This window comes from Streptomyces dysideae, from assembly GCF_001514305.1.
GTDB classification, from domain to species: domain Bacteria; phylum Actinomycetota; class Actinomycetes; order Streptomycetales; family Streptomycetaceae; genus Streptomyces; species Streptomyces dysideae.
This window is the reverse complement of record NZ_KQ949093.1, coordinates 112,300-124,759: the sequence shown is the minus strand read 5'-3', so window position 1 is coordinate 124,759 and position 12,460 is coordinate 112,300. Positions and strand designations below refer to the sequence as shown.

The 12,460-nt window shown below is 67.6% G+C and carries 11 protein-coding genes and 3 pseudogenes; 6 read left to right on the top strand and 8 right to left on the bottom strand.

From position 1 onward, the window contains the following. Positions 1–5 precede the first annotated feature (5 nt). Positions 6–743, bottom strand: a complete 738-nt coding sequence (locus AQJ91_RS27335; protein WP_067026760.1) for a FadR/GntR family transcriptional regulator — start codon at positions 741–743, stop codon at positions 6–8. Positions 744–1,315: 572 nt separating this feature from the next. Between AQJ91_RS27335 and AQJ91_RS27325 the strand changes: the two are divergent. After that, a pseudogene (locus AQJ91_RS27325) lies at positions 1,316–1,468 on the top strand (ATP-binding protein); the annotation flags it as partial. Between the two features lie 106 nt (positions 1,469–1,574). Here the strand turns inward: AQJ91_RS27325 and AQJ91_RS27320 are convergent. Then, complete coding sequence (locus AQJ91_RS27320; protein WP_234383014.1) at positions 1,575–3,341, bottom strand: tannase/feruloyl esterase family alpha/beta hydrolase; 1,767 nt, start codon at positions 3,339–3,341, stop codon at positions 1,575–1,577. Between the two features lie 414 nt (positions 3,342–3,755). Here AQJ91_RS27320 and AQJ91_RS58400 point away from each other — a divergent pair, with 414 nt between their 5' ends. The 4 genes from AQJ91_RS58400 to AQJ91_RS27305 all read left to right on the top strand — a co-directional run bounded on the left by AQJ91_RS58400 (position 3,756) and on the right by AQJ91_RS27305 (position 6,535). Beyond that, the gene (locus AQJ91_RS58400) at positions 3,756–3,905 is read left to right on the top strand and encodes a hypothetical protein (protein WP_407696927.1); all 150 of its coding nucleotides are present in this window, start codon (positions 3,756–3,758) and stop codon (positions 3,903–3,905) included. A 44-nt stretch (positions 3,906–3,949) separates the two neighbouring features. After that, on the top strand, positions 3,950–4,306 hold the full coding sequence (locus AQJ91_RS58395; RefSeq protein WP_407696926.1) for an MFS transporter: 357 nt from the start codon (positions 3,950–3,952) through the stop codon (positions 4,304–4,306). A 483-nt stretch (positions 4,307–4,789) separates the two neighbouring features. Next, on the top strand, positions 4,790–5,329 hold the full coding sequence (locus tag AQJ91_RS27310; RefSeq protein ID WP_067026752.1) for a MarR family winged helix-turn-helix transcriptional regulator: 540 nt from the start codon (positions 4,790–4,792) through the stop codon (positions 5,327–5,329). A 249-nt stretch (positions 5,330–5,578) separates the two neighbouring features. Continuing rightward, positions 5,579–6,535 (top strand): AraC-like ligand-binding domain-containing protein, encoded by a 957-nt coding sequence (locus tag AQJ91_RS27305; RefSeq protein ID WP_067026750.1) that lies wholly within the window; start codon positions 5,579–5,581, stop codon positions 6,533–6,535. 51 nt (positions 6,536–6,586) lie between these two features. On the opposite strand, the gene styD is transcribed toward AQJ91_RS27305, so the two are convergent. Together styD and AQJ91_RS53835 are read right to left on the bottom strand one after the other, a co-directional pair. Then, positions 6,587–8,053, bottom strand: coding sequence for a phenylacetaldehyde dehydrogenase StyD (styD, locus tag AQJ91_RS27300; RefSeq protein ID WP_067026880.1), 1,467 nt, complete (start codon positions 8,051–8,053; stop codon positions 6,587–6,589). Positions 8,054–8,350: 297 nt separating this feature from the next. After that, complete coding sequence (locus tag AQJ91_RS53835; protein WP_159054673.1) at positions 8,351–8,512, bottom strand: hypothetical protein; 162 nt, start codon at positions 8,510–8,512, stop codon at positions 8,351–8,353. Positions 8,513–9,169: 657 nt separating this feature from the next. On the opposite strand from AQJ91_RS53835, the gene AQJ91_RS27295 reads away from it, so the two are divergent. After that, positions 9,170–9,571, top strand: a complete 402-nt coding sequence (locus AQJ91_RS27295; protein ID WP_079085216.1) for a YybH family protein — start codon at positions 9,170–9,172, stop codon at positions 9,569–9,571. A 7-nt stretch (positions 9,572–9,578) separates the two neighbouring features. Here AQJ91_RS27295 and AQJ91_RS58760 read toward each other — a convergent pair. The 4 genes and pseudogenes from AQJ91_RS58760 to AQJ91_RS27280 form a co-directional block, all read right to left on the bottom strand. Continuing rightward, positions 9,579–9,776: pseudogene (locus AQJ91_RS58760) on the bottom strand (IS701 family transposase); the annotation flags it as partial. Positions 9,777–9,863: 87 nt separating this feature from the next. Beyond that, positions 9,864–9,980: pseudogene (locus AQJ91_RS56040) on the bottom strand (alcohol dehydrogenase); the annotation flags it as partial. Positions 9,981–10,073: 93 nt separating this feature from the next. Beyond that, the gene (locus AQJ91_RS27285) at positions 10,074–10,772 is read right to left on the bottom strand and encodes a type 1 glutamine amidotransferase (protein ID WP_067026744.1); all 699 of its coding nucleotides are present in this window, start codon (positions 10,770–10,772) and stop codon (positions 10,074–10,076) included. A 231-nt stretch (positions 10,773–11,003) separates the two neighbouring features. Beyond that, positions 11,004–12,359: a glutamine synthetase family protein gene (locus tag AQJ91_RS27280; protein ID WP_234382971.1), complete on the bottom strand. Its 1,356-nt coding sequence runs from the start codon at positions 12,357–12,359 to the stop codon at positions 11,004–11,006. Positions 12,360–12,460 lie beyond the last annotated feature (101 nt).

Here is a 12,460-nt window from a genome sequence, read left to right as displayed (position 1 = left end):
CCGAGTCATTCATCCGCATAACGACCAGTTCCCGCCGTGCCGTCCTGCTTGGCGGTGGCAGCTGCGCTCAGCCGGATGGTTACCCCGACCAGCGTGGACGCCGCGTTCCGGGCAGCGACCGCGTCGCCGGCAGCGATCGCGTCGACCAGCGCACCATGCCAGTGTTCGTGCTCGGCAGTGACCTCGGCGTCCCACGGCAGCGCGGCCAACAGCGCCGACAGGGCATTACCCAGGTATTCGTAGAGCTCCACGAGCAGCTCGTTGCCACCGGCCCGCACGACAGCGAGGTGAAAGGCGCCGTCCGCCGCCGCGACCCGCGCCATCGATCCGGAGCGGTTGCTCTCGCGAGCCGCCGCCAAGAGCTCACGCAGCCGGGCGGTATCCGCCGCCGACCGCCGCTCGGCAGCCAGGCCCGCGGCGTGTTCCTCCAGCACCGCCCGCAGCTCCAGAACGTCCGCAGGCCGCGTGGTGGCCGCCCGCCGGAGCAGGACCGCCTCCAGCTCGCTGGTCACCCGGACGTAGGTGCCGTCCCCGACCCGAGCCTCCAGTAGGCCGAGGTGAATCAGCGCCCGCAACGCCTCCCGGATGGTGTTCCGACTGACCCCCAGCATCTCGGCCAGCTCCATCTCGCCCGGGATGCGCGTGCCCACCGGCCATCGCCCGGACGCCAGCTGCTCCCGCAACTGGTCGGAAACCTGGGCGGCCAGGGTCGACGCGCGGCGAGGCTGCCGCAAGCCTTCCATCAAACCTCCAAATGTTGGACATCTGCACCTCTGCAGTTAACCACGGAAATGGCTGGTGATGCCAACATGGTGTGGTGTACGCCACAGGGGTGCGGTTGAGCTGCTCGTCACCGAACGACAAGGATCGATCAAGGGTGGCGTCCCGCCAGGTGGTGTAGGGGATCAAGGCGCCGGAATCCGCAGGCCAGGGACGGTGGCTCGGCCCGATCGGGTGTCCAACTCGCCCTGCCAGGAGGTCTCGTGGACTACCGTCTCGGCACAGATCGCCCTGTGCCTCGAATCGGAACGCGCAGCGCTTGATCCCCTACACCACGTCGCGGGACACGACCCGATCAAGATGTTCACCATGCTGAGGCGAATGGCGCTGCGCGATGTGATCCTCGCCGCCTTGGTGGTCAACTTGAGGGCTGCCGCTCCGCGGCAGCTTTGCCGCAAGTTCGAGAAGTCAGTGGACGTTGAGTCCGTTTCTGGTAGCGGCCTCGTCCGGGTTGGGTGAGGAAGCCTTGGCGGGTGAGGCGTCCGAGGTGGCTGCGGGTGATGTTGACGGTTGCCTCGTCGGTGGGCATGCCGAGGAGTTCGCGCAGCTCACGGGCTCTGACGAGGTACTGGCCACCGTCATCCTCGACCGCCTCCCCCACCACTGCGACGCCATCTCCATCGACGGCCCCAGCTACCGCCTGAAGAACCGTCTCGCCGCCCTCGAAGCAGCCCCCAGCGTCGCCTGACGGTCAGTCAGGTGGGCACATGAGCCCGTATCTACCCGGACACGTGACCCTGAACCTCGACACCTGTCCGGTAGCCACCCAGCGACTCCCGACAGGGGTGGGTGGCTCACCACTTCCAGGCGATGTCCTCGCTGCCGGTGTGGTCGACCGGCGGCGCTGCGGGCACGAAGTTCGCTGCGTCGTCGGTGCTGCCTGAGCCGTCGTAACGTGCGACCTGCGGATAGGAGAAGACAGGGCGGTTGCGGACGACCGGCCCCTCGATCGGACCAGGGAATCCACCCTGAGTCCCCTTGGCGCCGTAGCCGACCTCGAGCCGGTCGGGCGCCACGCCGTTCTCGACCCAATTCACCATCCGCAGCAGGCTCTGTGTCCCCACATCGCGGCCATCGACGGGGTAAACGCCACCACCGCAATGCTTCATGCCGGGTATCAAGAACAGCCGGACGGTGTCGTCAGTCTGCGATCCGATCCGCTTGCGGACCTCGGCGAGATAGTCGAGCTGTTCCCGCGGCGCCACGCCGATGTCAGCCCAGCCGTGGTAGACGAGCATCTTGCCGCCGGCACGTTGGAATTTGCGAAAGTCTGGCTTGGCCTCGTAGAGCGGCAGCATCTTGCGCAGCTTGGCCGGGTCACGGTCGTAGTCGAGGTCACGGAAGTCGAAGTCGCCGGGCGGGTTTTTCCGGAAGGCGGCGTGGCGGAGCCACTCCATGGACAACTGCCCCATTTCACCGAGCGATTTGGCGTCGGCGAGCTGCATCTCCTGGCCGAGCTCGACCCGCCCAGGGTAGAGGATCCGGCCTTTACTGTTTCGCGGGAAGCCGTACAACTTCTTTACCGCGGCGAGCTCCTTGCCAGTGAGGCAACCTGCCGCGTCCTCGCCGCTTGCGCAGGCCAGGTCGGCGAAATCGAACGTGCAGTTGCGTGGGTCCTCGATCAGTCCGTCGGTCAGCCCGTCGGCATCATCACACGCCGCGATGACCTGCTTGTGCAGCCAGGTCGCCTTGGCCTGGCTGAAGATCGGCGAGCCGTCTGGGCGCAGGCTGTGCCGGGCGATCCAGTTGTTGTAAACACCACCCAGGCGCTGGGGGTGCGCCGGGTCACCGGAGACGATCCCGTCGAAGTCATCGGGGTAGCGCGACGCCTCCATCTGGCCCTCACGGCCGCCGGAGGAGCAGCCGCCGAAGTACGAGCGCTCGGGGCGCTGGCCGTAGTACAGCTCGATCAGTCGCTTGGTGGCCACCGCGGTGACGTGGGTCGAGCGATGCGCGAAGTCTTCTCGCAGCCCCGGGTCGCGGGCCCACAGGGCGCTGAACATGCCCACTCCCGTGAGGTCATGACCCATGTTCTGCGCCGCCGTCGCGAAGTTGAGCCGCTGGGCGTCAATGCAGCTCTCGGCCGGGACCCAGCCACAGAAGGCGCCGCAGCCGGTCTGGAAGTAACGGCCATTCCATGTGTCCGTCGGCAGGTTGACCTCGAATCGAATGGCAGGCTCGATGTAACCGACGACCCGACAATGCTCAGCGATGCCGTCCGAGGCCGCGACAACCTTGGCACTGCCCACCCACGCAGGGGCTTCGTCGTCAACTGCCAGGTTCTCCTTGGCGAGCTGGCCACAGCCGCGAACGGGGTCGACGCCGACAGGCTTCGCGACCTGGGAGTCCAGCGTGGCGAGGTCGCCGGAACCGGCTGTCTGCGCTGCAGTGCCCGACGACCCGGACGCGCCGGACAGTAGGACTGCCAGCACCGCCAGAGCGGCAGTGGCGGCAGCGGTGGCAGCGGCACCCCGCAGGAACCGCATGGAGCGGCGACGACCGCCGATGGTCTGGCCGGCAGGGGGATCGGAAGGGGGCGGCGCGGGCCGCCCCGACGACACATTGGACAAGGAAGCCGCCTCTCACGGGGCATGGTGACGCATGAGTGGATGGGTACGCGGTCGGGGGCCCGGAGGAACACCGGGCGGGATACCCCTCCGGGCATACCCGTCCCTACCAAGGGGACGAATCAGGGGGATACCGCTCAGGAGCATACAATCAAAGCTTTGATTAATTGGACGGTACTGGGAACTGGCGTTGTTGGGAACCCCAGGGAGCGAACTTTTGAATACCCGCCGGAAGTCTTGCAGGAGGGAAGCCAGCCCAGCCCCTTACAGTGCGGCACGCGGCGCCGTGGGACCGGCCATTGATGGTCCGGGCCACAGCTCCGGACCGTGGGCGGAACGGCCCGCATTCCTCTCGCGTCGGCACGCGCTCTCTCGTGCCGAGCCCCCGCTTCTCAGCAGGAGCCCCCCGTGTCCGGCACCGCCGTCGAGTGGTACGACTACTTCATCTACGGCACAGCCCTGGTGTTCAGCAGGCAGTTCTTCTCGCACTTCTCGCCCACGGCAGGCACGCTGGCCGCATTCGCCACGTACTCGGTCGGCTTCCTGGCGCGCCCCTGAGGGGCCTTATGGGCCACTTCGGCGACCGCATCGGAGGCAAAGCCATGCTCGTGCTGTCTCTGACCATGGGACTGGCCACCACCCTCATCGGTCTTCTGCCGACATACGATGCCATCGGTGTCTGGGCCCTGCTGCTCCTTGTGTTACTGCGGCTCGTCCAGGGCCTTGGCGTCAGTGGAGAGCGGGGCGGCGCCGCACTCATGGCCGTCGAGCACGCTCCGCCCGGCAAGAGAGGCTTCTACGGCAGCTTCCCGCAGATGGGCGTGCCGGCCGGACTCATCCTTGCCAACCTGGTCTTCCTGTCCGCCTCGAACGGACTCGGCGCGGACCGGTTCGCCGACGGGGGGGGCTGGCGCCTCCATTCCTGGCGAACTTCCTGCTGGTGGGCATCTGCGGCGTAAGCCTCGTGTGCGTATGGCTTCTGCCCCGTGACTCGGCCAGCGCCGCGGAGGCGGAGCGGCTGCCCCGGACGGCGGTCGGCGACAACCCCTGACGGCAGGCAGCCCCAGGCGTCGGCTGGTGTCCGGCGCCCCGGGCTCGCTCAGTGTCCTCGGGCGATCCACTCTGCGAGACGCGGAGCCCCGGCCGCGACGGTGGTGTTCTCACCGTGTCCGGTACACATCACCGTCTCGGGAGGTAGCGTCAGGAGTTCGTCGCGGCGGAGATGCCCGTGCTGCTCGCCGGGCCCGCCCGCGCGAAGTTCACCAGACGAGCCAAGCCGTTCGCCGATTTCCGCCACCGGACCCTTGCGTCCGGCCCAGCACAGCCTGGCCCACGGTGAATTGGTCGCAGGACCGTGCCCAGATCCCTCTACGACGGGTTCATGACACCAGCCGGATCCGGCAAGCCGGAGACCGTGCACTCGTCCGGCCTACACTCGGGGTGTGACCCACGAACAGCCGGACGGCGATCACCTGCATTTTTGGTCGTTCATTGATTACGCGATCGACCGCGCGAGCCGCGAGCTGCCCGGTATCGATCCGCTTGCCATGCGGCTGGTGCTCACCCTCCACCGGGCCGCGAACATGCTGGTCTACGACCTCGAATCGACCGTCCACCGGCCCCGCGGGTGGTCCTGGCCTGGCTTTCGGGTGTTGTTCGCGATCTGGCTGTCGGGCCCCGCCGAGGCAAAGAGGGTCGCGGAGCTGTCCGGTATGAGCCGCGCTGCCGTGTCAGCGCTGGTGAGCACGCTGGAACGCGACGGTCTTGTCATCAAGGCGCGTGCCCCACACGACGGACGCGCGGTCAACCTCAGCCTCACCGACAGCGGTCTGCGGGCGATCGCCACCGCATTCCAGGCGCACAACGAACGCGAACAGCAGTGGGCGGGCTCCCTCAGCGCGGACGAACAGCAGACGCTGATCGCCCTGTTGGAGAAGCTCACCGCCCACTCTGTCCACTTCGCGGCCAAGCAAAGGGAGTGAGCGAGACGCCGAACAGCGACGCAAGCTGCCGCATGGTGAGGTTCGTGCGGTAGTACACGGCGTGCCGATCCCGGCAGCTGCGTGCGGAGGGTGCTGGTACGTCCTGTTTTTGAACGTGAAGGAGCGTTCGCCGTCCAGACTGCCGCCGAAGCTGTCCCCGTACGTGGACGGCGCCGCACAGATCTTTACCGGCCGAAACATTCGGTGCCGTACCCTGTGCTCGGGTCACCGCCTACAGGAGGACACGACATGGGCGCACCGACCACCCAGGATCCCGGCCTCGACGGCAGCTTCGAGGCATGGGAAGACCGGATCTGCCACACCTTCGTACCCCTGCGCGCCCGGTGCTCCCGCGACACGTCGCACTTCTCCGGCGACGTCGGTTCGGCCACGCTGGGTGCGGTGGTTTTCGCCGAGGTCTCCGCATCCCACACCCAAGTGGAGCGGACCCCGCGGCTGATCAAGGCCGATGATCCCGAGTTCTACAAGTTCGGGCTCCAGATCAGTGGCTCCAGCATCATCGAGCAGGGTGACCGCCAGGCGCACCTCCACCCGGGGGATCTCACGCTCTACGACACCTCCCGCCCCTACCGGGTCTCGTCCAGCAACGACTTCCGGATGACCGTGGCCATGTTCCCGCGGTCACTCATCCGCCTCCCGGAACAGCAGATGGCCTCACTGACAGCAGTTCGACTGGCCGGCGACCACGGGCTGGGCGCGCTGATCGCCCCCCTGATGAGAGAACTGGGCGCGCACCTCACCGCAGCCCGGCCCGTCGTCGCCACGCATTTGGGAGACGCTGTGGTCGAACTGGTCACCGCAGCATTCGCCCAGCAGCTCCAGCGTCCCCTGGATCCGGGATCGCCCTCGGGCCATCGCACCTTGATCGCGCAGGTCCGCAAATTCGTCGACGAGCGGCTCCAGGACCCGGGTCTCACCTCGAAGGCGGTGGCCGAAGCCCACTTCGTCTCTGTCCGCTACCTGCAGAAGGTCTTCGAGTCGGAAGGCACTTCCGTCTCGGCCCTCATCCGTACTCGCCGTCTCGAACAGTGCCGCCGCGATCTCGTCGACCCCGGATGCGGGCATCTCTCCATCGCCCAGATCGGCCACCGCTGGGGTTTCCCCGACGCCGCGCACTTCTCGCGCCTGTTCCGCAGTACCTACGGGCAGTCCCCACGGGAACTCCGCAAGGGGTGCGCTGCCTGATGCAGGGGAGCGAAAGGGGCGGGCGTCTGGCACCCGCCCCTTTCCCCGTCCTCAGAGGACGACGGTGACGACCTTCTCCTCGGTGTTGGCCACGATCCCGGCCCAGCCGAGTTCGCGACCGATCCCGCTGGTCTTCATGCCACCCCACGGCAGCGCCGGGTCGAGGGCGCCCCAGCCGTTGACCCACACCGCACCGGCCCGCACCTTGGCGGCCAGCGTGTGGGCGAGCGACACGTTCCGGGTCCAGATCGTCGCGGCGAGACCGTAGTCCGTGTCGTTGGCGATGGCGATCGCCTCGTCGACGGTGTCGAACGGGATCACGGCGCCGACCGGGCCGAAGATCTCTTCGCGGGCGATGGTCGAGCTGTTGTCGACGTCGGCGAAGATCGTCGGACGCACGAAGAAGCCGGGCTGGTCGGGCCGAGCGCCGCCGGCGACGAGTCGCGCACCCTCGGCCTTGCCCTTCTCGATGTAGTCGAGCACACGCTGTTGCTGGCGCTCGTTGACGAGGGCCCCCATCGTGGTGGACTCGGCGAAGGGGTCGCCAAGGATCTGGGCCTCGGCCGCCTGTGCGAGTGCGTTGACGACGGTGTCGTAGTGCGAGCGGTGGACGAGGATCCTGGTTCCGGCCGCGCACGTCTCGCCCTGGTTGAAGAAGAGGCCCATCGCGATGCCCTGGATGGCCGCCTCGACGTCGGCGTCCTCACAGACGATCTGCGGCGTCTTCCCGCCGAGCTCGAGGGTGACGCGCTTGAAGGTGTCCGCGGCCACCTTCTGGATCTGCCGACCGACCTCCGGAGACCCGGTGAAGCTGATCTTGTCGACGCCGGGGTGGGCCACGAGCGCCGCGCCCGCGGTGCGACCGAGACCGGGGACGATGTTGACCACTCCGGCCGGGAACCCGGCCTCCTCGATGAGCTGGCCGAGGTGCAGGATCGACAACGGAGCGTCCTCCGGCGGCTTGACGACGATGGTGTTGCCCGCAGCGAGCGCCGGGCCGAGCTTCCAGCCCGCGATCATCAGCGGCGTGTTCCACGACACGATCGCACCGATCACGCCGACGGGCTCGCGGACGGTGTAGGAGTGCGTCTTCGCCATACCGAGGTAGCCGGCAGTCGGGATCGTCGCACCCTGGATCTTGTCGGCCCAGCCGGCGAAGTGGCGGAACGTGGCCACCGCGTTGGGGACGTCCAGCATGCTGGGCTGGCCGACCGGCTTGCCCACGTCGAGGGCCTCCAGCCGAGCGAACTCGGCCGCGTCGCGCTCGATCAGGTCGGCGAGTCGGTTGAGCAGCCGGCCCCGGGCCACGCCGGTCGTTTCCGCCCAGACCCCTTCGAGAGCGGTGCGAGCAGCCCGGACAGCGCGGTCGATGTCCTCGGCGCTGCCGCTGGAGACCTTCACCAGCAGCTCGCCGGTGGCCGGGTTCAGGTTGTCGAAGGTCTCGGCCGCCGTGGCCCATACCCCATCGATGTAGAGACCGGTGGTGAAGGCCGTCACCGACTCAGCGGTCGTGGTCATTGCTTCCTCCTCGATTGGATCTGTGCGGTCCACCGTGACAAGTCGAGACGCGGACGAGTTGCCGATCGCCGCACGGGGATTGACGGTGAACGCCCGCTCTGCGTGCGGGTGCTGGGCGTCGAACGCGATGGCGTCCCGCCGGGTGGTGTAGCCGATCAAGTCGCCGGAATCCGCAGGTCGGCGGCGGTGGCTCCGCACGACCGGTCGCTCAACTCGCCCCAGCAGGACACCTCGTGGACCGCTGGCTCGGCGAAGATCACCTGGAGCCTCGTACTGGAACGCCCAACGCTTGATCCCCTACACCACGACGCGGGACGCGACCTCGAACGCCCAGTCGTGGGCGACGAGAATCCGGCCGATGATGCGGTCGATGAGGCCGTCGGCAATCGTTTCGGACGTCGGCGCCTGGCGGGCTTCGGCGGCGCGGGACGCTGTGCATGGCCTGCGGGCCGAGGTCACGCTGGAGTTCGCCAGGGTCGACGAGGTGTCGGTGGTCTTTCCGTCCGGGAGAGCCTGGCGACCGCGATCTCAGCGATCCGGCAGTGGTTTCCCTGGGGTCCCGGTCGTCTCAGCCGATGACGGTGGCCCCGCCGCAGGCGTTCACAACGGGGCGGTGGTCGTACGCCGCCGTGACCGCATCTGAGGCAGGCGGCGAGTCGCCTCGGTGGCAGTGGCGATACATCCCCGGCCTACCAGGGCGCGAGTACTGGTACAAGTTCGGAGATATGGCCTTGCAGATGTACGCATATGAACAAGCCCGGTACGTCAGGGAGCAAGACCGTGAGGCGGGGCTCGGGCAGGGTATGAGCAGGACGACATCGATGATCGTCCCGTTCGGTGGCCTGGCCGTGGCCGCCCGGATTGCCAGTGTCACCCAGTACGGTCTCGTCGCCGCGATCTCGACCCGGGACGTCGCTTGTAGTCACGCTGCGGCACCAGCACCACCCCGTTCATTGACCCACTCGACACCGCCACCGGATCGCTGAGGCAACGGTGGATTCTTTCACCGCATCACTGACGACGTCGCTGTCTTCACCGACTTTCGCAGCAATGTCGGAGAAGACAGAGCTCAGGATCGGCGTCCACGCATAAGCGCCTTAAAGGAAGGATATTGCAATGCTCACCTCTACTCCCCGGGCTCTTCAGGAAAGGTTCTTGGAGAAGTTCCTCGCTCAGGACATCGAAGGACTACTGGCTTTGTATGAGCGGAATGCGGTGTTTGTGGCTTCTGCCGAGCAAGTTGTTGTCGGACTGGATGCGATTCGCGAGCAGCTCACTGGCTTGCTGACCGCGGCGAGCAAGTCGTTCGTGCTGAACCCGACGGTCGCCTTCGAGGTAGACGGTGTGGCACTCATGCACGCGGACTGGGCGTTGGAGGGAACAGGCCCGGACGGGTCTGCGCTGTCGTTGTCGGGCACTACTGTGGAGGTGGCCCGCCGTGGTGCCGACGGCGAATGGCGATACGTGGTCGACAGTCCCATCGGAATCGCGGAGGAGGCACTGTCACGGCATCTGTAGTTCTTGATCATGGTTGGTCGTGACGGGTGGTGTCGTTGCTGGTGGCGGGGGGCCGCGACGGCTTGGTGACGGCGCCGCCAGGCGGTCCGGTGCAGGACGTGCTCGCGGTCGCGTACGGATGCAGCACGAGGGCTCGCAGGACCCGGACGAACTCGGGGCAGCTCAGCGGGACGAGCGCTGGCTCGTCCTCGGCAGCGTCGTGGACGCAGGCCGGGACCTGGCAGGGCCAGCCGTTGCGTCCCAGGAATCCGCACGCCCCGGAAGCTCCTCGCCGAGTCGCTGATGGCGGGGCCACGCGATCGTACGCCTCGTTGATCTTCTCCACAGGGATGACCTCGGTTTCGACACCAATACCGTGCTCGACGCAGAAGTCGAGCATCTGCTGAGTGGCGCGGATTCCGCCCATCAGCTTGGTGAACCGCCGGATGCGGGCCTGCATGCCCGGTGGTGTGAGAGGAGGGCCGGACGATCCGGCCCTCCTACTCGATTGCCGCCCCGTGTCTCAATCCAAGGAGTCGAGGAACGCGTCGACCAGGCGGTGCGCGTTCTCACGTGCCACCGGTTCCATGGCGCGGCTGCGTGCGACCGGTTCCTCAGGATCGATGCCGAGCCGTGCGCACTGTTCCGCGCCGCCGAACTCCACCCAGCGCCGTACGACAGCCGGGATCGCCTCGGGGTGGAACTGGACCCCGAGCGAGTTTCCCATCCGGAACGCCTGCGTGCACACGGTGTTGCGGGCTGTCTCGCGGGCGTCAGGCGGCGGCACGCAGCGATCGTAGTGCCACTGCATCCAGGGGCCTGGGGGTATGAGGGAGGGGTCGTCCGTGTCGATGCGGACCCAGCCGATCTCGGGGCGCGGCGCTGCCTCGACGGTACCGCCCAGGGCTGTGGTCAGGGCCTGGGCACCGAAACAGATACCCAGTACGGGGATGCCGAGGTGATGGGCCTTGCGCAGCAGGGCGAGTTCGCCGCCGATCCACCTGCCGACCGTCGTCTCGTCGTACACCGACCAGGGGGCGCCGAGCGACACGACGAGATCCCAGCCGTCGGCGTCGGGGAAGTCGAATCGTACGTTGGGAGTGTGGTGCTGTTCCTCCGGGACGACCGTGAGGAGCGTGAGCTCGTACCCGCGCTCGATGAGCCGGTCTCCTACCAGTCCGGGCTCCGTCACGGGGTCGTGTCGGATGACGAGTGCGCGCACGACGGGCTCTCCTTTCTCCGTAGTCCGAGGGGGTTTTCGCGCAGCCCTGGTGTGTCCCGACCCATGTGGGCTGCTGTCGCTCGACCTGTGCAATGCCGTCGGAGAAACCCTTCGCACGAGGTTGGGATGACGTACGGACAGAGCAGTCCGCTCCGCCGGGCGTGGCGAGGATGTCGGCCCGCGCGCCGAGCAGGTGGTTGGACCAGGTGGCCGGTCGGAAAGTGGGCGGTGTCAGTTGATCTGGGCGTACTCCCTGAACTCCCAGTCGGTGACGTACTTGTGGAAGCGGGCGAGTTCGTCCCGCTTGAAGGTGAGGAAGGCGTCGACGAAGGACTTGCCGAGGGCGTCGGTGAGCTGGTCGTCGGCCTGGAGGGCGTCCAGGGCCTGGCCCAGGTCGGCGGGCAGTTTGGCCGCGGTGTTGGTGTCGGCGGCGTGGCCGGTCGCCGGTGCGGGGGGCTCGGCTGCGGCGGTGATGCCGAGGTGGACGGCGGCCAGGAGGCCGGCGATGGCGAGGTAGGGGTTGGCCGTGGCGTCGCCGAGGCGGACCTCCAGCCGGGAGGCGGCACCGCGCTCCGGCGGGATGCGCACCATCGCGTTGCGGTTGTCCAGGCCCCAGTTGATCAGCCAGGGTGCGGTGGTGTCGGGGCCGAACCGCTTGTAGGAGTTGACAGTGGGGTTGAGCAGCGCGGACAGAGCGGGTGCATGTGCGAGGACGCCGGCCAGCGCGTGACGGGCCATGGCCGAGAGGCCGTGAGCCTCGTTCGGGGCGTCGAAGACATTGGTTCCGTCGCCGTCGACGACGGAGACGTGCAGGTGAAATCCTGACCCGCCGCCATCGTTGAACGGCTTGGCCATGAACGTCGCCAGCCGGCCCTCGGCGCGGGCGAGTTCCTTGACCGCGGCCTTGAACCGGAATGCGCGGTCAGCGGCGTTCAGTGCTTCGGAGTGGTTGAGGTTGATCTCGAACTGGCCGCCGTCGAACTCGCGGTTGCCGCCGCTGACGTCCAGGCCAAGTGCATGCAGGGCCCGTACCGTCCGCAGGAGGTGGCCATCGGGGTCGGACTTGCGGCCGGTGGTGTAGACATTGCCTGGTTCGGGGGCATAGCGACGCCACGCGGTGGGTGCGTCGGTGTCCGGCTCGAGCAGGACGTATTCCAGTTCCGGGCCGACGATCGCGGTCAGGCCCTCCCGATTCAGACGGGCGAGAACCCGACGCAACAGGTCCCTGGGTGATTCGGGAACGCTCTGGCCGGTGGCCGGATCGATGACGTCGCCGATGCACCAGGCTACGTTCGGCTCCCAGGGCAGCGGGATTACGGTGTCCAGGTCCGGGCGCGCCAGGATGTCCGGCATACCCGCGTCGAGACCGCCGGCAATGTCGGAGTGATCGCCGAGGGCGCCGGTGTGGTAGACGGCGCGGCTGAAAGCCAGGCCATGTCCGGCGGCGTGCGGCAGATGGTGCAGCAGGATGTCCCGGCTACGGTCGGACCCCATCAGGTCCGGGTAGGCGACGCGGAGGACATCGATCCCCTTGGCGTCCAGCGCTTCCATCGTCTGTCGGACCTGGGGGTCTGTGTGGGCGCTCAAGGGATGCTCCAGTGGTGCGGCGATGAGTTGCATTCTGTCTGACGTGCCCGGGCAGTTTCCGGCGGCCTAGTGCCCGGCCGGTGGCGCCAGGTAATCATTTG

Bases quoted from the DNA above. Each gene is read 5' to 3' on its own strand.
- AQJ91_RS58395 (WP_407696926.1), top strand. From the start codon at position 3,950: ATGCTCGTGCTGTCTCTGACCATGGGACTGGCCACCACCCTCATCGGT.
- AQJ91_RS27295 (WP_079085216.1), top strand. From the start codon at position 9,170: ATGCTCACCTCTACTCCCCGGGCTCTTCAGGAAAGGTTCTTGGAGAAG.
- AQJ91_RS27335 (WP_067026760.1), bottom strand. From the start codon at position 743: ATGGAAGGCTTGCGGCAGCCTCGCCGCGCGTCGACCCTGGCCGCCCAG.
- AQJ91_RS27305 (WP_067026750.1), top strand. From the start codon at position 5,579: ATGGGCGCACCGACCACCCAGGATCCCGGCCTCGACGGCAGCTTCGAG.
- styD (WP_067026880.1), bottom strand. From the start codon at position 8,053: ATGACCACGACCGCTGAGTCGGTGACGGCCTTCACCACCGGTCTCTAC.